22 protein-coding genes, 1 pseudogene and 1 riboswitch are annotated in these 21,600 nt (G+C 43.6%); of the genes and pseudogenes, 15 read left to right on the top strand and 8 right to left on the bottom strand.

What is annotated here, in order from left to right:
• Positions 1-193: 193 nt before the first annotated feature.
• Complete coding sequence (locus tag IEY48_RS08765) at positions 194-1,843, bottom strand: electron transfer flavoprotein-ubiquinone oxidoreductase (RefSeq protein ID WP_188919355.1); 1,650 nt, start codon at positions 1,841-1,843, stop codon at positions 194-196.
• A 233-nt stretch (positions 1,844-2,076) separates the two neighbouring features.
• A riboswitch (molybdenum cofactor riboswitch) is annotated at positions 2,077-2,209 on the top strand.
• On the opposite strand from IEY48_RS08765, the gene moaA reads away from it, so the two are divergent.
• From moaA to IEY48_RS08710, 11 genes are all read left to right on the top strand, one after another.
• Positions 2,197-3,177, top strand: coding sequence for a GTP 3',8-cyclase MoaA (gene moaA, locus IEY48_RS08760; RefSeq protein ID WP_188919353.1), 981 nt, complete (start codon positions 2,197-2,199; stop codon positions 3,175-3,177). Its footprint overlaps the riboswitch before it by 13 nt.
• 114 nt (positions 3,178-3,291) lie before the next feature.
• Positions 3,292-3,723 carry a cyclic pyranopterin monophosphate synthase MoaC gene (gene moaC, locus IEY48_RS08755; protein WP_373293719.1) on the top strand — a complete coding sequence of 144 codons (432 nt, stop codon included), beginning with the start codon at positions 3,292-3,294 and terminating at the stop codon, positions 3,721-3,723.
• Between the two features lie 54 nt (positions 3,724-3,777).
• A complete protein-coding gene (moaD, locus tag IEY48_RS08750) occupies positions 3,778-4,026 on the top strand; it encodes a molybdopterin synthase sulfur carrier subunit (protein ID WP_188919349.1) in 249 nt (82 codons plus the stop codon).
• A 2-nt stretch (positions 4,027-4,028) separates the two neighbouring features.
• The gene (gene moaE / locus IEY48_RS08745) at positions 4,029-4,490 is read left to right on the top strand and encodes a molybdopterin synthase catalytic subunit MoaE (RefSeq protein WP_188919347.1); all 462 of its coding nucleotides are present in this window, start codon (positions 4,029-4,031) and stop codon (positions 4,488-4,490) included.
• 64 nt (positions 4,491-4,554) lie between these two features.
• Positions 4,555-5,403, top strand: coding sequence for a molybdate ABC transporter substrate-binding protein (modA, locus tag IEY48_RS08740; RefSeq protein ID WP_188919345.1), 849 nt, complete (start codon positions 4,555-4,557; stop codon positions 5,401-5,403).
• A complete protein-coding gene (gene modB, locus IEY48_RS08735; protein WP_188919343.1) occupies positions 5,403-6,080 on the top strand; it encodes a molybdate ABC transporter permease subunit in 678 nt (225 codons plus the stop codon). Before modA ends, modB begins: the two co-directional genes overlap by 1 nt.
• On the top strand, positions 6,064-7,170 hold the full coding sequence (locus IEY48_RS08730) for an ABC transporter ATP-binding protein (RefSeq protein WP_188919341.1): 1,107 nt from the start codon (positions 6,064-6,066) through the stop codon (positions 7,168-7,170). Before modB ends, IEY48_RS08730 begins: the two co-directional genes overlap by 17 nt.
• 196 nt (positions 7,171-7,366) lie before the next feature.
• Positions 7,367-7,828, top strand: coding sequence for a hypothetical protein (locus IEY48_RS08725; RefSeq protein ID WP_229786373.1), 462 nt, complete (start codon positions 7,367-7,369; stop codon positions 7,826-7,828).
• A gap of 7 nt (positions 7,829-7,835) precedes the next feature.
• Positions 7,836-8,519 (top strand): response regulator transcription factor, encoded by a 684-nt coding sequence (locus tag IEY48_RS08720; RefSeq protein ID WP_188919337.1) that lies wholly within the window; start codon positions 7,836-7,838, stop codon positions 8,517-8,519.
• Between the two features lie 67 nt (positions 8,520-8,586).
• Positions 8,587-9,828 (top strand): sensor histidine kinase, encoded by a 1,242-nt coding sequence (locus IEY48_RS08715; protein ID WP_283106223.1) that lies wholly within the window; start codon positions 8,587-8,589, stop codon positions 9,826-9,828.
• Positions 9,829-9,870: 42 nt separating this feature from the next.
• A complete protein-coding gene (locus IEY48_RS08710) occupies positions 9,871-10,548 on the top strand; it encodes a TIGR01621 family pseudouridine synthase (RefSeq protein ID WP_188919335.1) in 678 nt (225 codons plus the stop codon).
• Between the two features lie 356 nt (positions 10,549-10,904).
• On the opposite strand, the gene IEY48_RS08705 is transcribed toward IEY48_RS08710, so the two are convergent.
• Entirely contained in the window at positions 10,905-12,068 is a 1,164-nt protein-coding gene (locus IEY48_RS08705) for a GGDEF domain-containing protein (protein WP_188919334.1), read from the bottom strand.
• 177 nt (positions 12,069-12,245) lie between these two features.
• Here IEY48_RS08705 and IEY48_RS08700 point away from each other — a divergent pair, with 177 nt between their 5' ends.
• Complete coding sequence (locus IEY48_RS08700) at positions 12,246-12,419, top strand: YqaE/Pmp3 family membrane protein (protein WP_160055483.1); 174 nt, start codon at positions 12,246-12,248, stop codon at positions 12,417-12,419.
• Between the two features lie 118 nt (positions 12,420-12,537).
• A complete protein-coding gene (locus IEY48_RS08695; RefSeq protein ID WP_188919332.1) occupies positions 12,538-12,708 on the top strand; it encodes a DUF2986 domain-containing protein in 171 nt (56 codons plus the stop codon).
• A 48-nt stretch (positions 12,709-12,756) separates the two neighbouring features.
• Here the strand turns inward: IEY48_RS08695 and moeB are convergent, their stop codons facing one another.
• Positions 12,757-13,539 carry a molybdopterin-synthase adenylyltransferase MoeB gene (gene moeB, locus IEY48_RS08690; RefSeq protein WP_188919330.1) on the bottom strand — a complete coding sequence of 261 codons (783 nt, stop codon included), beginning with the start codon at positions 13,537-13,539 and terminating at the stop codon, positions 12,757-12,759.
• 7 nt (positions 13,540-13,546) lie between these two features.
• Entirely contained in the window at positions 13,547-14,800 is a 1,254-nt protein-coding gene (moeA, locus tag IEY48_RS08685; RefSeq protein WP_188919328.1) for a molybdopterin molybdotransferase MoeA, read from the bottom strand.
• A 150-nt stretch (positions 14,801-14,950) separates the two neighbouring features.
• On the opposite strand from moeA, the pseudogene IEY48_RS08680 reads away from it, so the two are divergent.
• A pseudogene (locus IEY48_RS08680) lies at positions 14,951-15,223 on the top strand (GIY-YIG nuclease family protein); the annotation flags it as partial.
• 90 nt (positions 15,224-15,313) lie between these two features.
• Here the strand turns inward: IEY48_RS08680 and IEY48_RS08675 are convergent.
• The 4 genes from IEY48_RS08675 to hslR all read right to left on the bottom strand — a co-directional run bounded on the left by IEY48_RS08675 (position 15,314) and on the right by hslR (position 20,415).
• On the bottom strand, positions 15,314-17,176 hold the full coding sequence (locus IEY48_RS08675) for a M14 family metallopeptidase (RefSeq protein ID WP_188919324.1): 1,863 nt from the start codon (positions 17,174-17,176) through the stop codon (positions 15,314-15,316).
• Between the two features lie 146 nt (positions 17,177-17,322).
• Positions 17,323-18,879 carry a phosphoenolpyruvate carboxykinase gene (locus tag IEY48_RS08670; protein WP_188919322.1) on the bottom strand — a complete coding sequence of 519 codons (1,557 nt, stop codon included), beginning with the start codon at positions 18,877-18,879 and terminating at the stop codon, positions 17,323-17,325.
• Positions 18,880-19,128: 249 nt separating this feature from the next.
• The gene (hslO, locus tag IEY48_RS08665; protein WP_188919320.1) at positions 19,129-19,989 is read right to left on the bottom strand and encodes an Hsp33 family molecular chaperone HslO; all 861 of its coding nucleotides are present in this window, start codon (positions 19,987-19,989) and stop codon (positions 19,129-19,131) included.
• A 27-nt stretch (positions 19,990-20,016) separates the two neighbouring features.
• Positions 20,017-20,415: a ribosome-associated heat shock protein Hsp15 gene (hslR, locus tag IEY48_RS08660; protein WP_188919318.1), complete on the bottom strand. Its 399-nt coding sequence runs from the start codon at positions 20,413-20,415 to the stop codon at positions 20,017-20,019.
• 253 nt (positions 20,416-20,668) lie between these two features.
• Between hslR and gspC the strand changes: the two genes are divergently transcribed.
• Positions 20,669-21,583 (top strand): type II secretion system protein GspC, encoded by a 915-nt coding sequence (gene gspC / locus IEY48_RS08655; RefSeq protein ID WP_188919316.1) that lies wholly within the window; start codon positions 20,669-20,671, stop codon positions 21,581-21,583.
• Positions 21,584-21,600 lie beyond the last annotated feature (17 nt).

Below are 21,600 nucleotides of genomic sequence, written 5' to 3'. Positions count from 1 at the left end.
ATTGATAAAAATTTTGTATTAATCAGTAATGACAAAACGGTTAATGGTGTAGGTCTTTGTGATGTTATGGGGCTAATGATAGTCGAAAAAATAAAAAAAACGCACCTATTTTTAAGTGCGTTTTTTTGACAGTAGCCAATAAATTAACGATGGGTGAACAACGAGTTAATGGCAAATAAACATAACTCGTCGTTTACATGTTTGGATAATTTGGTCCGCCGCCGCCCTCAGGGGTTACCCAGGTAATATTCTGGCTTGGATCTTTAATGTCACAGGTTTTACAGTGAATACAGTTTTGGCCATTAATGACAAACTTTTTTTCACCCTCATCTTCTACGACTTCATATACGCCAGCAGGACAATAACGTTGCGCTGGCTCGTCGAATTTAACTAAGTTGACCGAAATCGGAATGCTTTGGTCTTTTAAATGTAAATGACAGCGTTGACCTTCCTCGTGATAGGTGTTCGACAAATACACTGAAGATAATTTGTCAAAACTGAGTTTTCCATCTGGCTTTGGATAGTCAATCTTACTGTACTCGCTAGCTAAACCCATTGAGGCATAATCTGGTGTGGTATCGCGGAAGGTTACCGGGAACTTACCACCAAACCAGTTTTGGTCTACGTAGTTAAATGCGCCACCCATTAAGGTGCCAAATTTATGCAACGCAGGGCCAAAGTTACGCGACTGATGTAGCTCTTCATGCAGCCAGCTTTCTTCAAAGCGTTGCTGGAAACAGTCAAGGTCTTTACCGCCCTCTAACCCGGCAATTAGACCTTCACCTAAGGTTGTCGCTGCAATAATCCCGCTTTTAATCGCAGTATGGGTGCCTTTAATTTTGGCGAAGTTAAGGGTGCCGGCATTACAACCGATAATTAATCCACCCGGAAAGCTCATCTTAGGTAGTGAGTTTAAACCGCCTTTAGCAATGGCTCTGGCACCGTAAGTTAGGCGTTCGCCACCCGTAAGTGTTTGGGCAATAACCGGATGTGTTTTATAACGTTGAAACTCGTCAAACGGGCTTAAATGCGGGTTTTTATAGTTTAAGTCGATAATTAAACCCACAGCGACTTGATTGTCTTCCATGTGATATAAAAATCCGCCGCCAGATGAGCCGTTGACTAATGGCCAACCACCAGTGTGAACCACTTTACCTTGCTGGTGTTGCTCAGCAGGGATTTTCCAAATCTCTTTAAACCCTAAACCATAATGTTGTGGGGTTTTGCCATTATCTAAATGGTATTTTTGAATAAGCTGCTTACCGAGGTGGCCTCGGCAGCCTTCAGAGAACACGGTATATTTAGCGTGTAACTCCATGCCTGGCATATAGCTGTCTTTAGGCTGGCCATTTTCATCGACGCCCATATCGCCAATTAAAATGCCTTTGACGCTGTTATCTTCATTAAACAACAATTCACTTGCAGCAAAACCTGGAAAAATTTCGACACCCATGGCTTCGGCGCGATTAGCTAACCAACGAGCAAGGTTGCCCACACTAATAATGTAGTTGCCTTCGTTGTGCATGGTTTTAGGCACTAAACTGTTGGGCATTAAGCGTGATTTTGACTCAGAGTTGAGTAAATAAATTTCGTCGTGACTGACTTTGGTGTTGAGGGGAATATCAGAGTCGCGCCAATCATTGAATAGCTCGTCCAGTACATCAGGTTGAAATACCGCGCCAGATAAAATGTGGGCGCCCACTTCAGAGCCTTTTTCTACCACACATACTGTGATTTCTTTATCGGCATCTTTTGATATCTGCATTAAACGACAAGCCGTTGCTAAACCTGCAGGGCCTGCACCGACTATTACAACGTCGAACTCCATTGACTCGCGTTCCATGTTCTCACCTTTCAAAGTTTCCCGTTAGCGTGCGGGTTTATTGTTTTTTTATCACGATAGTTAAACGATCGTTTATCCTTTTACTCACCTTACCGCAAAATTTGCTTTTGTCACAGGGGCAAACACAATCTTATCAGCGTGAGTCGAGTCACAAATAGTTAACGATTTAGTGATTTTGAATAAGATATTCATCTAAAGGGGTATTTGTAAACCTACAAATAAGCCTATAATTAGGTCTGACGGTTCTCCGAGCTTTTTGTCCTACGTCAATGATATGGGCATTTTGCCGTGGTAATTTTGCCACCGGGGTGAGTAAAGAAATGCACTTACCTCCCACACTTGGAAAGGTTAACATGTCCCAGTTACAAGACAATTTTGGACGAAAATTTCATTATTTACGGATGTCAGTCACTGACGTTTGTAATTTCAAATGCAGCTATTGCCTGCCCGATGGCTATCGCCCTGATGGCAAACCGACTTTTTTAACGCTCAACGAAATTGAAAATCTCGTAGCGGGATTTGCTGCTGTGGGCACGCAAAAAATTCGTATCACAGGTGGCGAGCCGACCCTTCGCAAAGATTTTACTGATATCGTGCGCATCGTTGCTGATAACCCTAATGTCAATACAGTGGCAATGACCACTAATGGTTATCGTTTACAGCAGCATGCAAAAGAATGGTATGACGCAGGTTTGCGCCGTATTAATGTCTCAGTAGACAGCTTAGACCCAAAAATGTTTTACCAAATTACCGGTGAAAATAAATTCGACCAAGTGATGCGTGGTATTGATGCAGCACTTGAGGCGGGGTTTGAACGAGTCAAAATTAATGCGGTGTTATTGAAAGGCTTAAACGATAAAGATTTACCGCGTTTTTTACATTGGATTAAACACACGCCTATTGATTTGCGCTTCATTGAACTGATGGAGACAGGCCTAGGTCGTGACTATTTCAATGCCCATCACTTGGCCGGTATCGACATTAAAAAGCAGCTTGAGCAAGAAGGCTGGTTATACGATTTACCGAGTGCAGATGATGGCCCCGCACAAAACTTCAGTCACAGTGATTATCAAGGCCGTATTGGCCTGATTATGCCGTACGCCAAAAACTTTTGCGCCAGTTGTAATCGCCTTAGAGTCTCTGCCAAAGGTAAATTGCACTTGTGCTTATTTACTGAAAATGGCGTTGATCTACGCGACTTACTGCAAGAACCATCGCAACGTGATGAACTAATCACTCGCTTGCATGGCCAATTAGAGCAAAAGAAAGAAACTCACTTTCTGCATCAAGGCATTACTGGCGTGACGAAGCATCTAGCCTCTATTGGTGGCTAGTCGCCACCTTTCTTAGCTCAAAATAAGTGTCGTTAACCTACAAATTCTATTTGATAAGGTATTCATATCATGAGTAATCGTTTCACCCACATTAATGCCGATGGCAATGCTCACATGGTCGATGTCACTGAGAAAGCCGTGACCGAACGCGAAGCCAGAGCTGAAGCATATATCGACATGGCCGCAGATACATTAACGATGATCATGAGCGGTAGCCACCATAAAGGTGATGTGTTTGCTACAGCGCGTATTGCTGGTATTCAAGCCGCTAAAAAGACTTCAGATCTTATTCCGTTATGCCATCCTTTAATGTTAACCAAAGTGGAAGTTGAGCTTGAAGCTCAGCCAGAACATAACCGTGTCCATATCACTAGCTTGTGCAAATTATCTGGTAAAACCGGTGTTGAAATGGAAGCGTTAACCGCTGCGTCTGTGGCTGCGTTAACCATTTACGATATGTGTAAAGCGGTGCAAAAAGACATGATTATCTCGCAGGTGAGATTACTAGAAAAACGCGGCGGAAAATCTGGCCACTTTACTGCTTAATATTGGCTAGTTAAGTTATTTATTGTCATCAAATTAATGTATTGAGAGACCACTATGATCCAAATATTATTTTTTGCGCAAGTCCGCGAGTTACTCGGTACCGCGAAAGTGGAGCACAGTAGCGCCAATATCCATACCACAGAAGAACTACGCGCAGCGTTAGCTGCAACCGATGATAAATGGGCTAAAGTGCTCACTTCGGATAAGCTACTTGTTGCAGTAAATCAAACGATAAGCCAATGGGATACCCAGATAAAAGCCGGTGATGAAGTTGCCTTTTTCCCTCCAGTAACAGGGGGGTAGTCATGACAAATGTAACAACTGTTAGAGTGCAAACTCAGGACTTTAGTGTGGCTGACGAATATGCCTTACTAGCCAATGACAACCAAGATGGTGCTGTGGTCAATTTTATTGGTAAAGTGCGCGATTTTAATGATGGCAGCGCAGTGACTGATTTAACGTTAGAGCATTACCCAGGCATGACCGAGTCAGTCTTAGATCAAATTTGCCAACAAGCACGTGAGCGCTGGCCATTAAACAAGGTGACCATTATTCACCGTGTCGGCACGATGGCGCTAGGTGAGCAGATTGTGTTTATCGGTGTCACCAGTGCTCATCGTAAGGCTGCCTTTGCTGCATGTGAGTTTTTAATTGATTTTTTAAAGACCAAAGCACCATTTTGGAAACTTGAAGCCAATGATACTGGCAGTAAATGGGTCGAAGCTCGTGACAGTGATGAGCAAGCGGCTAAAATGTGGCAAAAATAGTGTGGCAAAAATAATCTAACTAATATTCTGCCGTTGTTTGCTCAACCAATAAGGTCAGTTATTAATGTTTTCTACTTCGTTATCTGTTTTTACTCATGGTGAGCGTTTCAAAAGCCAGTGTTACGCTATTGCCTTCACGCTAATATTGGGTCTATTGAGTGTGATATTGCCGACTCATGTTGCTCAAGCTGCCGATACTCCAGCCATCGCTGCCGCAGCAAATATTAAATTTGCCCTTGATGACATCGCCAAAGATTTCAAACAACAAACCGGTTTGTCTGTTCGTATCAGTTATGGCTCATCTGGCAACTTTATCACTCAAATTCAACACGGCGCCCCCTTTGAAATGATGCTCAGTGCCGATGAGTTTTATATAGAGCAATTGCATAAGGCGGGTTATACCCAAGATGCTGGAGTTATTTATGCCATCGGCCGCTTAGCACTGGCAGCCCCAAAACAATCACCGTTAATTCTTGATGCTGAGTTGGTGGGATTGGGGCAATTTATTACCGACGGTAAGCTTAAACGCTTTGCGATAGCCAATCCCGATCATGCGCCATACGGTGAACGCGCCCGAGAGGTGCTAAAAGCCAAAGGGTTATGGGATGCTGTGCAACCTAAGCTCATTTTTGGTGAAAACGCGTCACAAGCCGCTCAGTTTACCATTAGTGGTTCGACTCAAGGTGGCATCGTACCTTTGTCCTTGGTGCTTGCGCCGCAATTTACTCAGTTGGCTAACCATGTGGTTATTCCTGAACATTTATACCAGCCATTAAATCAACGCATGGCATTAATGCCAAATGCTTCTGAAACCGCAATGCGCTTTTATCAATACATGCAAAGCCCACAAGCGCAAAAAGTGCTAAGCGAGTTTGGCTTTAATTTACCGCAAGCAACAGAGAAGCTCGACTAATGGATTGGCAAGCGCTGTTGCTGTCGGTCAAACTCAGTAGCTTTACTGTGTTGTTGTTAATTCCGTTGGCGATCATCATCGGCCGAGGGTTGGCGTACTTTCAATTTCGCGGTAAATCATGGTTAGAAGCATTAATTTTAGTGCCCTTAGTGTTGCCGCCGACTGTCATTGGTTATTACTTGCTGGTGGGTCTGGGTAATCAAAGCTTCATCGGCGGCCTTGCTGAGCAGCTTTTTGGCCAACAACTGGTGTTTAATTTCTCTGGGCTAGTGATAGCCTCCATTATTGTCAATATTCCCTTTGCTGTGCAGCCGATACAGCGTGCTTATGAAACCATTCCAATTGATATTCGCGACGCAGCAGCTTGCTGTGGTATGAGCCGTATGCGGATCTTTCTTAAAGTCGAGTTACCTATGGTATGGCCTGGTGTATTAACTGCATTAGTGCTGTGCTTCTCCCATGTGTTAGGTGAATTTGGTGTGGTATTGATGCTCGGCGGTAATATTGCTGGCGAAACCAAAACGATCTCAATAGCCATTTATGACAGTGTGCAAGCCTTCGACTTTGACTCCGCAGGCATGATGTCATTGGTATTGTTGCTGTTTGCGGTGAGTTCTTTGGCACTAACAACCAGTATGTCGCGGCGTTTAGGAGGCCTTAATGCCACACAACGCTGATCTTGTTTGTCATATTAGCCAGGAGTTGCCCATCCCATTGGCGGCAAACTTTACCTGTAAAGCCGGTGAAGTGTTAGCGGTAGTAGGGCCTTCGGGGGGTGGTAAAACCACCTTACTAAGAATGATTGCTGGGCTAACAATCCCCAAGCAAGGCCGTATTCAATGTGGTGATGCTTTATGGTTTGATTCTGCAGAGGCTGTGACGTTAACACCGCAGCAGCGCCATATTGGCTATATGCCACAACATTTTGGCCTATTTCCGCATTTGTCGGCGTTAGATAATGTGATAGCAGGGCTTGACCATATCCCTAAGTCAGAACGTAAACAGCGTGCTTTAGATTGGCTAGAGCGGGTTAATTTACATGGCTTGCCTAACCGTTTGCCTGCGCAACTTTCGGGGGGTCAGCGTCAACGTGTGGCGTTGGCGAGGGCATTGGCTCGTGAGCCAGCCATTTTATTACTCGACGAGCCTTTTTCGGCGGTTGACCGTGAAACCCGCGAACGTTTGTACATTGAACTTGCTAGGTTAAAGCAACAGCTGTCCATTCCAGTGGTGATGGTGACTCACGACATCCATGAGGCGTTATTGCTCGCCGATAAAATGATGTTAATAAGCCAAGGCAAAATGCTCCAACAAGGTCAACCTTTTGAAGTGCTGTCACATCCTTATGATGAAGCGGTGGCTCGCCAAATGGGCTTGCGTAATATTTTTGATGGTGAAGTGGTTGAGCAAGATATTGAGCGAAACATGACCTGGTTTAAACTCGGTGAAGAGCTCATTATCAGTGACAGCGCGCCACCATTGACAAAGGGCCAACCAATCCGCTGGGTTATTCCTAATCAGGGGATTCGTTTTAATGCCATCAGCAGTGGCCGTTTATGTAAAAGCATCAATAAGCTTGATGTCATGATCGAGTCGGTATTGGTCATGGGCGAATCGTCACGTGTTATCGCAGCTGTTATGGGGATTGGTTCAGTGCTTAATGCTGACGTGCCGACCCACTTAGTCGAAAAGTTAGGTCTGCAAAGCGGAGTGCATACCACCATCGCGTTAAAGTCTGAGCAAATTCATATCTTAAACACCCCTTAATTCAAGTTGATTTAAGCTCGAAGGCCTTGTTTTACGGTGTTTATGATCAATTATTAATCTTAGATTTCTTGGGACTTTGGCCGCTCTTAGGTAGAGTAGTGCTGTAATAAAATTTTCAATCAAATAGAGGCTAGTGATGGTTCGGTTGCTATTAGCAATATGCTTTCTTCCTTGTGCCGTGATGGCTACGCCGTCGATGCACACTTTATTGATCAACGGTGAGTTTCTCAAACCCATTGTGGTCATGGAGCAATTAGAACAACAAGACAAAGGCACAATATGTGACTTTGATGTTGATGTGGAAGAAGGGTTACTGGTTTACAAGATTTCTATGGTTAACGTAGAAGCGCGAGAAATCAGTAAATACCAGTACCGAGCGTTAGATGGTGTACTGCTAACCGAAAAATCATCTGCTTATAATTCTGACGATATCGGCTCTGTGAATGCCGCTAAAATGTTACAAGCTAAGCACATGACGTTTTCTGCGCTGGTTGCTTTAGCGATTGAAGATCAACAAGGATACTTAACGCAAGCGGAATTGGACCACGACTTATCTATTAGTTATCTCGAACTAAAATTACTCAATCAAGATAGTAAAAATACCATTGCTTTCGACATTGAAACCCTGCGTCCACTTCCACTGCTCAAATGGGATTAAAGACTCTATGACTAAGCGTATTTTATTGGTTGAAGATGATGCCACTACGTTAAAATATGTGGCCGACGGATTTACTGCACAAAATTACCAAGTAGACAGTGCGACTGATGGCCAAGAAGGCTTAACATTAGCCAAGCACAATCAGTACGACTTACTCATTTTAGACCGTATGTTACCTAAGCTTGATGGTTTGACGTTATTGTCAGCCTTACGCACCAGCGGTAACAAAACACCGGTACTCATTTTATCCGCATTAAGCCATGTAGATGAGCGCGTAAAAGGCTTGCGTGCCGGCGGTGATGACTACATGACCAAGCCGTTTGCATTTGCTGAGTTATTGGTGCGTGCTGAGAAACTGGTTCAACGTAATGTTATCGAACCCGCGGCTACCGATATTGAAGTCGGCGGCTTAAAAATGGAGCTGCTAACGCGTAAAGTGACCCTCGATGACAACGAGTTAATGCTGCAACCAAAAGAGTTTCAGTTACTCAAATACCTCATGGAACATCCTAACCAAGTGATAAGCCGTACACTGTTGTTTGAAGCGGTGTGGGATTACCACTTTGACCCTCGTACCAATGTGATTGATGTGCATATTGCAAAACTGCGTCGTAAGTTTGAAGAACTTGGACACGGTGAGTTAATTGAAACAGTAAGGGGTGCGGGTTATCGCCTCTGCAAAGGCCATTAAGCCTTATCAAAGTAGTGCGTGGCGCATCACGCTTATCTTCTCGACGTTAGTGACCATTTTAATTGTGATGTTGGTATTAAGCCTTTATCGACAGTTGGTCATTGAACAACAAAACCAGGTAGATAAGCACCTAGCCGCCGAAATGCAGCGATATCAGCAGTTAGCGTTAACCGTGAATCGCCGCAGTTTTGCGGCGCAAATTCGCGCCGCCGATCCTAAAACCGCATTAATTGCATGGCGTAACAGTGTCGACATGGTTGGGGCATTAACTTTTTTGCCTGAAAACATGCCGCAACTCCCCGAAACCAAAGACTTTCCTATTTTTACCGGTGGCCCTGATAAATTACATATTTTGACCGGTGGCCTGGTGATTACCCGTTACGGCCCTGTATTGATTGCCACCCGTACCGATCACCTAGCAACTCTCATTGAAAAGTTTATCAATGCGGCATTTTGGGCGGTGGCATTCACTTTAGGCTTAACGCTGGCGTTGGGGTATATTTTCTCAAAAGCCATCCTTAGACGACTGGTCGAATATAACCGTTTGAGCGAGCAAATTGAGGCCGGACATTACGAAACTCGCTTGCCTGTCAGCGACAGCCAGGATGAGTTTGATATGCTAGCGCGACAATTTAATTTAGTGTTAGACACCCTAGAACAAAACTTACGTGCGGTGCGGGGCGTGACAGATAATATCGCCCATGACCTGCGTACGCCGCTATCGCATTTGCGAATAGGTATTGAACAGCTCGCTGACAAACCCACCAACGAGCTGGCCGATGCTAGCGCAGAGTTACTTGAAGAGTTAGACCATTGTTTAGGCACCTTCGATGCAATGTTGTCATTAACTCGAATAGAAGAAGGCCAGCAAACGCTCGATTTACAACCAGTGAGCTTACAACAAATTTGCCAAGACTTATTTGAAATGGCCGAAGTGATTGCCGAGTCTCGCGACCAGGTGCTAGACATTTCACTTGAAAATGACGTGCAGATTAATGGTGATAAATACCTGTTATTCCAAGCGCTATTTAATCTGGTCGATAATGCAATTAAGTATTCACCGGTTGGTGCATCCATTTGCATTAAGCAGCGTGGTAAACATATCCAAATTAGTGATAATGGCCCAGGGATTGTTGATGAAGATAAAGAGCGAGTATTTGACCGCCTTGTGCGTCTAGACCCGAGCCGTCACTACAAAGGGACTGGCTTGGGCTTGTCGATGGTAAAAGCCATTTTATCGCGTCATAAAGCCACTATTTCATTACACGACAATAACCCAGGGTTGTTAGTTAATATTCATTTTAAATAGTCAGCGACTCAGTTGTTGGCTTTGATTGAGTTGGATCCATCCATGTATCAACTGCTGAGCGAGCAAGATGACTTTATTGTGATAAATAAAGACCCTAATGTGCATTTTCATAGCCAAGATGGCACCGCAGGGGTTATCGCTCAAGCCGAAGCGGATTTAGGGTATAAATTGTATCCGGTCCATCGACTAGACACTCCCACCTCAGGCTTGCTTATTGTGGCCAGAACCCCACAAGCGGCCAATGTTTTTACCCAAATGTTTACCGCTCATCAGGTGCAAAAATACTACTTAGCCATCGCATTAGGTAAGCCTAAAAAGAAACAAGGTTGGATAGTCGGTGATATGGCGAAATCTCGCCGAAGTATGTACAAATTGCTTCGCACTACAGACAACCCAGCTATGACGCAGTTTTTTTGTGCCAGTCTCAGTGAAGGTAAACGTGGCTATTTACTCAAACCTTTAAGTGGTAAAACCCATCAACTACGTGTTGCGCTGGCGAGCATTGGCGTGCCTATTTTAGGCGATACGCTTTACGGTAAAGATGACAGTGATCGCTGCTACTTGCATGCGTATTGTGTGCATTTTAACTATTTAGGCCAGCAATATGCGTTTGAACAATTACCACTTCACGGGGATCAGTTTGTTGATGAGTCGTTTGTTCAACTAGTTAACGAGCAATGGGATCAACCTGAGCGATTGCCCTGGCCGAGCAAACGCTAACTCACGGCGTTATGCATTATCATAATATTACTGACTTAGCTCGACGTTGTCTGACGATGCATATTGTTTGGTGTTAGGGCCTGTTGTTCTTTGCTGGTTAAATTTTGTTCGAGTTAAAAACGTTTTAATCGAGGCGAATGGATTGATGCCTAGTCATCTAAGCAACCCTTTATTCGCAAAGATTCATTCAACAAAGAGTAAAACGTTTTTAGCCGAACCCTTCGGGCAGCGTTTGTTGGCCATTTTTACTGCGTTATCGACTTTTTATGTAGAATAACTACACCTCGAAGTCTCTGCCGCGCAGTTGTAAATGTGAATAATGGCCAACAATTCGCTGCAAAAATAACCTTGAAAGATCAACAGGTCCTAATAGTATTACGGCCATTGTTTTTGGCGATATACATAGCGTCATCAGCTAATTGTAATAACTGCTCTACACTGAGATGCGGTTTACTGGTGACATAACCGATACTTAATGACACCGAGACGGTATTTTTTTGCCACAAAATAGAGCTGTTATTAATTTTAGTTTGAATTTTTTGTGCTACGACAAGAGCATCATTATCTGCAGTTAACGGCAAAATAATTAAAAACTCTTCACCGCCATAACGACAAATAAAGTCAATTTTGCGTAACGATTGCTGCAACACTTTTGCCGTGTTTTTGATGATAAGGTCGCCTGCAAGATGACCATAGGTATCATTAATTTGTTTAAAGTGGTCTAGGTCGAGCACGAGGATGCTATAAGCTAAGCCGTTACGCTGCCATAGGGCGTCAACTTCTTCTAATTTTTTCAGTAATGCATGGCGATTCCATAGTCCTGTCAGTTGGTCTTTATTGGCTAAACTGGCCACTTTGAAGACTAAGCGCGTTAATGCATTGCCATACAATACAAGGTTACTTATCAGTAATAAAATGATGTAACTCCACATCACCAAAGGGGAGTTTAATTTATCTGCGGCAGATAAATTAGCTAACTTTTCAGGGTAGATAAACAGGGCAAGAGCGCGAATTAAAAATAACGATGCCATCAAAAAAAACGGTGCGTTTATCAGTGTGGCATAGTAGATAGAGAGATGTTTTCTGGCTGCTCTGACATTATCAAGCCCCATTAAAGAGAGTAACACAGCAGCAGTGACGCTCATTAAAATCACTAAATAGACAGCGTAACCAAGTGAAGGGGGTACCATTAACATTAATAAGCCGCAAATGGCTAGAGCAACCAGGTCGAAGAGATAAGACACGGGCTGCTTAAACAAGTATTGGCAACCCCATCGCGCGAAAGCAAATCCCAGCAAAATAGTCATATCGGCCACGAACCAATACAAATAGTTAACTTCTGTGGTGCGTTGGGTATAGAGTAAAATGCCTATTACGGTCAGTAAATTGGCAAAAGCAAAGCGCCAACTGGCTTTAGGGGCAATACGAAATACGCCAGCATACAGGGCCCATGCAATTGTACAGCTAGTGCCAATTAAGAAAAAAAATTGAACAAAAATAATACTTTGGTTATCTTCCATATGACCTATTAGTATTTAACAACGTACCGTGAATAGAATGCTACAGTTTCTGGTCCATAGAAATTTTGTGAACTGGGTAGCAAAATGTTAGGGTAAATTCACATCATAAACAAATGATGTCAGTTACTGTTTTTATAATTGCAATCACTGAATTAAGCAAACAATTAAGGATGATAAATGGATACAAATAAGTTATTACTGGTAATTATCGCAATCTTGCTTCCACCTTTAGCCGTTTTTTTGAAAAAAGGCTTAGGTAAAGATCTATTGATCAATGTGTTATTGTGCTTTTTCTTTTTTATTCCGGGTTTAATCCACGCTCTTTGGGTTGTGCTACAAGAAGATCTATAACCATTTCAAACTAATAATGGTTCTGTAAGTTGGTTAATTGCAATCACTCGATCTCAATAGAGGTTATGCGGCTTAAACGTTATAATGAGCAACTTATCGAGTCGATGATGTGGCCAATATGAACCGTAAAAAGAAAATCAATCAAACGCTTAAGGCAAAAGCCAAAAAAGCCAATGCTAAACTGCATAGCACTAATAAGCCCGCTTATGTATCAAAAGCTGAACGTGAAAGGTTAGCACAACAAGCATTGCTCAACGGCGACGTTAATCAATGCTCTACAGAGCAGTAGAGGGACGATATCTAGCTAGCGCTTCTCGCCCTCTCACTGCAGTAGATCTTACTCGCTCTTTGGCAGGGGATTACCGCATATTTTACAATGTGGCTGCTTAGGCAGTTTTAACGATCTAAATTCCATTGTCATGGCATCAACCATTAACAGTTTTCCTGCCAATGGTTGTCCTAATCCGCTGATAACCTTAATGGCTTCGGTGGCTTGAATACAGCCAATCATTCCGACAACCGGTGCTAAAATACCCGATTCTACACAGGTTAATTGCTGCTCGCCAAATAGCGCGCTAAAGCATTGATAACAAGGGCTATCATCTTGATAATCAAATACTGTGACTGTGCCTTCCATCCGAATTGCTGCCGCAGACACCAATGGCACTTTGTGGTCAAAACAACTTCTATTTAGCTGCTCACGCACTAATACATTGTCTGTGCAGTCAAGCACTAAACTGTGCTGGCTAACGAGCTGATTAATTTCATCGTCATCTAGCAATTTATTGATAGCGTTGATGATAATTAACGGATTAAGTTGAGCCAATGTTTGTTTGGCTGAATCTACCTTGGCCTGGCCGACATTAGCATCAAAGTGCAGTACTTGACGTTGCAGGTTAGACAGTTCAACACGATCAAAGTCGACTATCGTCATTTCGCCAACACCGGCAACAGCTAGGTATTGGCTTGCTGCGCAGCCCAAACCGCCAGCACCAATAATGAGTACTTTTGCTAATTTGAGCTTTTCTTGACCGTCGATATCCATGGCTTTAATGGAGATTTGACGGCTATAGCGCAGCATTTCATTGTCGGTTAATATTTCTTGGTCTTCAGACTGCATAATTCTCCTAGCACAGCACGCTGTTAAAAGGTTCTACGGTGACTGTATTACCTTTGGCTAAGTCGCCTTGGAATTGCTCTAAAATCACAAAGCAATTAGCTAAGCTCATCGAGGTTAACATGCCTGAACCTTGGCCTCCGGTTATGGACACTTCGAGCTCACCAGAGGCATTACGGCTTAAAATGCCACGTTGATATTCTACTCGACCAGGATGTTTACGGGTGTCGGTTTGCAGTGTCGCCTGGCACAATAACGGTGCCTTAGGCGTAATGCCCTGCATTTTGTTTAAAATGGGTAACACTAATTTATAAAACGTCACCATTGAAGACACAGGGTTGCCCGGTAAACCACAAAAAATTGCATTATCTATTTTACCAAAAGCAAAGGGCTTACCTGGTTTGATGGCGAGTTTCCAAAAGGTGATTTGGCCTTCTTCAGATAATATTTGTTTAGTATAGTCAGCATCGCCTACAGATACACCGCCAGATGTCAGTACCATATCCGCTTTACTGGCGGCTTCTTTAAAGGCGCCGCGTATGGCTTCTTTATCATCGGTAATAACGCCTAAATCAATCCATTCAATGTGACTTTTGCTCAATAAACCTTGAATTGAATAACGGTTTGAATCGTAAATTTGTCCTGGTGACAGCTCACTACCAACAGGGCGTAACTCATCACCAGTTGAGAAAAATGCCACTTTTAATTTACGGGTAACACGTACTTGGTTAATCCCGATGGTGGCTAATACCCCCATTTCTGCAGCACGAATGGTGACACCACGATGTAATACTTTGGTGCCTGCCAATAATTCTTCACCACGACCACGCACATTGGCGCCGAGTTTTTTGGGATGTACAATCGTGATACTGTCGCCGTCTGCTTGAGTCTCTTCTTGCATTTGTACCGTGTCATACCCAGCAGGAACAGGAGCGCCGGTCATAATACGGATGCAGCTATTAGGTTGCACTTTGCCTTTAAAAGGATGGCCTGCAAAAGAACTTCCGATAAGAGTGAGTGTAGTTTTATCTTGTGAGAGATCTAAATCGACATAACGGAATGCGAAACCGTCCATTGCTGAGTTGTCAAACGGAGGTAAGTCGATACTTGATGCTAAGTCTTCTGCTAAAACGCGGTCGATGGCATTGTTTAATGTCACTAACTCGGTATCTTGGGTTGCATCAACTTGCGCTAATAATTGTTCAATGGCTTGATCTGGATGCATTAGCTTAGGTTGCGCGCAAGGGTCTTGATTGTTTGGCATCTGAACTTCCTTAATGAATACCTTAGGCACTTTTTTAGTGCCTGAGTTAAAAATGATGTTCGCTATTAATAGCGCTTAGTATGCCATGATGGTAAAAGAGTTTTATGATCATACTTAAGGTTTTTCTCGCTTATGTCACAAACTGATGCAGTTTCTTCATGGTATCTATACATTATTCGCTGTGCTAATTCGCATTTATACACTGGGGTAACAACAGATGTTACTCGGCGTTTTGCTGAGCACCAAAGTGGTGGACCCAAAGCGGCTAAGTTTTTAAAAGGCAAAGGCCCATTAACTTTGATGTACCAAGAGACGCTTGTTGACCGTAGCTCAGCGCTTAAACGTGAGATAGCAGTAAAAAAGTTGTCTCGATTACAAAAGCTGCAGCTGATAGACCAATTTAGCGCTAAACAACAGCGTTGAGCACCGCATTTTCGATGCCGTGAGTGACACTCATGTTAAGCCAAGGGACACAAGCCTTGGCATCTGTTGTGTTTTGTTAAGCGCTGGAGCTTACTTTGCCGCGCGTAATACCGGATACATTAGATACTGATTATCATAATAAGGACTACGCTGATAAAACCATCTCAATCTGGCCTTGCTGTCATTGGCAAAGGTTGGGTCAGTCAATGCTTGCTCAAATTCACTTTGTAATGCAGGGTTTCCGGCTAACATTTTTGCCGCAAGAGGCTCTACCGCATAGTCTTCAATGTATTCTGTGCGAGTAAAAATAGTGTTGAAAAACCCCCAATAAAACAATGAGTCTTTAGCTTGTGGTTCAAGTAATAAAATGGCTAAATCGCCCAGAGGTTGGTCTGTTGCAATGCGGATTGTGCCAGCGGGTAATAGAGTGGTGATTTTATGACGACTGGTGTTAGCGGTAACCGTTTGATGACCTTCATAATCAGCGTTTGAAAATACAGGGTCACTAAATTGATACTGCTGGGCAACAATAGACGTTGGCTTGGTCAATTTACTCATACGAATACCATGTAAAGACAAGCGCTCAATGACCTTTGTCCATTGCGGTGGAATGTAATAAGCAACCGGGCGCGACACAATCACATCTGCTTTGGTGTTGGCCACAACAGGAAGATTGGCATACAGCTTAGGTTCACCCGTCCAACGCACTACATCTGCCCCGCTAATTGGGCTAGGTTCAATTCGATAATCAATTCCTTTAAAGTCTCGGCCTTGCGGCAGCGTTTCGCTTTTCCAGGTTAAGGTTATTTTGCTTGGGTTACGGTATTTATCTTCATAAATAGCAGATTTTAATTTGGTGCTATTTTGAGCGACCGTTTTCAGTGTTTGTTCTAGCATTACATAAGTGCCTAGCACTCTTTGCTTATAAGGTTTTAGGCTGTGATTTTCGATTAAAATTGTTGGTAAGTGGCGAGCATCACCATATCCATTGGAAAAGCGTGGGCTAGGGTTCCATAACGACACGCCTTTAGCCATGTCGGCATTATCTATCGCAAACACTAATGGCCCTGGAATATGGCCTTGCTCAGTCAAGGCGGCTTCTATCGCAGGGCGATAAATCGTTTCTAACCAAGTAAAGCTGCTTGGGCTGTAACCTTGCTTTACGTTGTAACCAAAGGTGACATCATATTGGTAGTCAATACCATCAGTAACGTGCACATCAATGTAGAGGTCGGGTTGCCAAATATTGATGGCGCGGATCAGGTGTTGCATCTCTAACGCATCGGCTTTGGCATAATCGCGGTTTAAGTTGAGGTTATTTGCCGTGGTTCGCCACCCCATATTAATTGGGCCACGCTGATTAACGCGGTTGTATTGACTGCTTCGCTCATGTGCGTCAACGCTTAATATGGGTATAAATAAAAAATTAACGTTTTCAAGTAACGCTCTTTTGTTGCCGTGGCTAATGTCTCTTAGCAACATCATCCCAGCATCTTTTCCGTCAATTTCTCCCGAATGGATCCCCGCTTGTACCAGTACCGTTGCTTTGTCGTTGTTGGATAATGCCGTTGCCGTTTCGGCACCTTCACTTGAGGCAACTATCATCCAAATGTCGCGTCCTTGAGGGCTTTTCCCTAGGCTAACTTTGTGTAATAAATCGCTACTGTCGACCAATTTATCTAACCACGCCATGGTGTCGTCATAGTTTGGGCTGCTGAGGTACCCTTGTTGTTCAAAAGGGGTTGTCCAGGGTTGGTCTGCCGCCATTAGTAAGGTTTCACTGGCACCTGACCAAGGCTGAATCGGCGGCAATATGCTGTCGTTGGTGAAGGTATTTGCTGGCGCGATGCTGATGAGCGATGTGGGCTGTGCTTGTTGTTCTGTCGTTGCATTGGCTGTGACACAAAATAACAAAGGACTGACCCATAAACTAGCAAGCAAAAAACGACGCATGAAGACCTCAAAGTAATGATGTTGGGGGGGTAAATTGATATGACATCATAGCATTACCTCTGCGGGAATATGAGGCTGAAAAATAAAAAAATCCCAACTAAAGTTGGGATTTTTGTGGTTTCTAATTTGCTTAACCTAGTGACATTTTATACTTTCGGGCCAGCCTGTTTAATCGCATCTGACACTTGATATTTAGCAAAGTTTTCGCTGAACTCTTGCGCTAGTTGCTGAGCAAACTTGTCATAATCTGCTGCGTTTTCCCATGTGTTAACAGGGTTCAATAATGTGCTGTCTACCCCTGAAACTGCCACTGGTACGTGTAGGTTAAGTTTTTCAATATGAACTGTTTCAACATCTTTTAGCTCACCACTGACAATGGCGTCGACAATGGCGCGAGTGGTTGGAATATCAAAACGTTTACCTACGCCATGTGGGCCGCCGGTCCATCCTGTATTAACCAAGTAAACTTGGCTACCAAACGATTCAATACGCTGCATAAGTAGCTCTGCGTATACACCCGCAGGGCGAGGGAAGAATGGCGCACCAAAACAGGTAGAGAAGGTCGACTGAATGGCTGAGGTTGAACCCATTTCAGTAGAGCCTACTTTTGCTGTGTAGCCTGATAAAAAGTGGTAAGCGGCTTGTTCTTTACTCAGTACTGATACCGGCGGTAGTACACCAGATACATCGCAAGTTAAAAACACAACAGCATGAGGTTCGGCACCGCGGTTTTCTTCTTTGCGTTGGGCAATATGCTCAAGTGGGTAAGCCGCGCGGCTGTTTTCAGTTAAGCTGGTGTCGTTATAGTCCGGTACACGTTGCTCATCAAGCACCACGTTTTCTAATACGGTGCCAAACCGAATCGCATCCCAAATTACTGGCTCATTTTTTTGGCTTAAGTCGATGCATTTGGCGTAGCAACCGCCTTCAATGTTAAATACTCCGCCGGGAGCCCAACCGTGTTCATCATCACCAATGAGCAAACGCTTAGGATCGGCAGATAGGGTTGTTTTACCCGTGCCCGATAAGCCAAAAAATAACGTTGTATCGCCATCGTGTCCGACGTTTGCTGAGCAATGCATAGGTAATACGCCCTTCGCTGGGAGTAAAAAGTTTTGCACTGAGAACATCGATTTTTTCATTTCGCCAGCGTATTTCAAGCCTGCCAGTAGCACTTTACGTTCAGCGAAGTTAAGAATTACTGCCGCATCAGAGTTGGTACCATCGCGTTCAGGATCGCACACAAACCCTGGCGCATTAATAATTTGCCACGTGTCTTTGTTGTTGCGGTTAAACACGGTTGGAATGATAAACAGGTTGCGGGCAAAAATTTGATGCCATGCATATTCCGTGGTGACACGAACCGGAATGTAATGCTCATCATCGGCGCCAACTTCGAGTTCAGACATAAACAGTTCTTTGTCTGCCAGGTAAGTTTCAACACGGCCCCATAATGCATCAAATTTACCTGCATCAAATGGGCGGTTTACGTTGCCCCATTCTACATCTGCCTCGGTAGTTGAATCTTTTACAATAAAACGGTCGTTAGGGGAACGACCTGTTCTTTCGCCCGTTTTAGCCACTAATGCACCATTGGCGGTTAGCTGACCTTCTCCACGAAGAAGCGCGATTTCAACAAGCTGTGCTGTCGTAGGGTTAAGGTTAACGCTGTGTGTTAAATCCGCCATAGTGTTGATCTCCATGTCTTTTAGGTCGGTATTCGCTTTAGTCGATATTATTATGTTGTGATTAGCTCGATTATTGTTATTGCACGATGGCTGTGAGCTAACGAGGGCGATTGTAACTGATGTTTAGGCATTGGTAACGTACAGTTTGGTAATTTTTGTGAAAGTTTTTGATGTTTAGTACTTTTGTTGACTATGTTTAGGCACAAAAAAAGCGCTTTCGCGCTTTTTTATGTAATTAATTACGTTTTTTAGATCTTTTTGGGTTTACTGCTTTGCATCGCTACTGTGACTGCCCGCATATAGCGCAGCAACGTCGATAGCATCAAAGGTATAAACCTGGTTGCAGTATTCACAACCCATATCAATTTTGTCATCTTCAGCTAAAATTGCTTCAATTTCTGCTTGAGAAAGCGTTTTAATCGCGGCAGCGCTGCGATCGCGTGAACAAGTACACTTAAACGTTACATCGACAGGGTCAAATAAACGCACTTCTTCTTGATGGTATAAGCGATGCAACACTTCTGGCGCTTCAAGTGTAAATAGCTCTTCTGCTTTAATTGTGGCGGTTAATGTTGATAAGTGTTCAAAGTCATCATTTTGCTCTGATTTGGTAGGTAACACTTGTAATAACATACCTGCAGCTTGTTTGCCGTTAGCAAACAATTGAATTTGTGTTGGTAACTGTTCAGATTGATTAAAATATTCTTCTAAACAAGCTGCTAAGTTAACGTGGTCTAGCGATACGATACCCTGGTAGCGTTCACCTTCATCTGGTGTAAGGGTAATCACCATGTAGCCCTTGCCAAACATCTCTTGTAAGCTGGCATCGTCGGCTATCTCACCTTTCCAGCGCGAGACACCGCGTAATACTTGCTCATTATTACCATTTATAACGGCAAGAGATACTGGGCCGTCGCCTTGCAATTGCACGCTGATGTCGCCGGTAAACTTAATGGTTGCAGTTAATAGTGAAGTAGCAGCCATAAGCTCGCCTAGCAACTGTTGTAATGCTACTGGATAGTCGTGGGCTGAAAGCACTTCTTGGTAGCTGTTTTCAAGTTGCACGATTTCACCGCGAACATCGGCGTCGTCAAAAAGATAGCGGTGTAAAATATCGTTGTTCATCTTTACTCTCTTAACTCTGTTAGGCGCTTAACAATCTTTAAAGCGCATAAGCTGTCGTCGTTGTTTTTTATCCGGCTTATGATCTGGTGCCGGATTATTCAAAATATTAAGTCGCCGAGCTTCAGCGTTGATTATACGTTTGCTAATGCTTTCGGGGGGTTCTTCATACAAGGTTTGCGCGATGCTTGCGCTCTGTCGATGACCTGATAACACCTTAATGATAACTTCTTTGTCATCATTGCCTTGGCGCAGGCGAATTTTCGCACCAACTTCAGCATTCTTACTGGATTTAGTCCTTTGACCGTTGTAATGTACTTTACCGCCGTTAATCATATCTTTTGCGATGGCGCGAGTTTTATAAAATCGTGCCGCCCAAAGCCACTTATCTAACCGAATAATGCTTTTTTCGGACTGAATTTGATTCAAAGGGCCTCCAAAACAGGGATGATTTCACAGACTGAGTAACTTAACTGCCATACAATACAAGTATTATTGCATCCTGGGGTTAAATTGAGCCTCATTTGTGGGCGCAAACTTAGCATATTTGGTGAAGATTCGCCAATCGATATGCTCGAGGGTTGTTGCTTTATTCTCTGTGGGTTAGCATGGCAAATAGGTATAACATTTTAAACATTAAAACAGAGACCTGTACCAAGACGTATAGAGGGTCCAAAAACATATGGATTTATTAGATAAACTGATCAACAAAGCTGCATCTGTGCCGCATAAACCGATAAGTGGCGTGGTATTTTGGCTGGGATTGGTCATTGTGTTGCTACTTGCCGCACAAATTACATGGAAGTTAATGCCTGTGTCTTCGCCATCCGCGATTTGGCAACCTTCCCCTATTTCTGCTAGCACTGCAAAGCGTATCGAGCTTTCTGGTGTGCGTAATCTATTGCTTTTTGGTCGTGTTGATGGCAATGCCAACAAGCCTAAGGCTGAAGTCGTTGAGCAGATTACCGATGCACCCAAAACCAACCTTTCAATTCAATTGACTGGTGTTGTTGCTTCTACAACAGAAGAGCAAGGCTTGGCGGTGATTGAGTCTAGTGGTCAGCAAGAAACCTATAGCTTAGGCGACAAAATCAAAGGTACGTCAGCATCGTTAAAAGAAGTGTATGCCGACAGGATTATTATCACCAATGGTGGCCGCTATGAAACCTTGATGCTTGATGGACTCAAATACAGTGCAGAAAGCCAAGCCAATGAGCAGTTACAACAAGCCAAGGTCGATAAAAGGGTGACTCGAGTAGATCGTCGTGAAAATGAACGTTTCTCTGAAGAGCTGTCTAATTCTCGCGATGAGTTATTGGCTGATCCAAGTAAAATTACTGATTATTTAGCTATTTCACCTGTTCGCAATGGCGAGGAGCTATCTGGTTATCGTTTAAACCCAGGTAAGGATGCTGCGCTGTTTAAGCAAGCGGGCTTTCAACCAAGCGATTTAGCAAAATCAATCAATGGGTATGACTTGACCGATATGGGTCAGGCTTTAGAAGTGATGGCGCAATTGCCTGAGCTCACCGAAATGGCTGTCATGGTAGAGCGTGAAGGGCAGTTGGTCGAAATCATGTTTAGTTTGCCAGAATAATTTGGCGTTAGAGGATT

This window comes from Shewanella saliphila (assembly GCF_014648295.1).
In the GTDB taxonomy this organism is placed as follows: Bacteria; Pseudomonadota; Gammaproteobacteria; order Enterobacterales; family Shewanellaceae; genus Shewanella; species Shewanella saliphila.
This window is presented reverse-complemented; position numbering and strand designations above follow the sequence as displayed.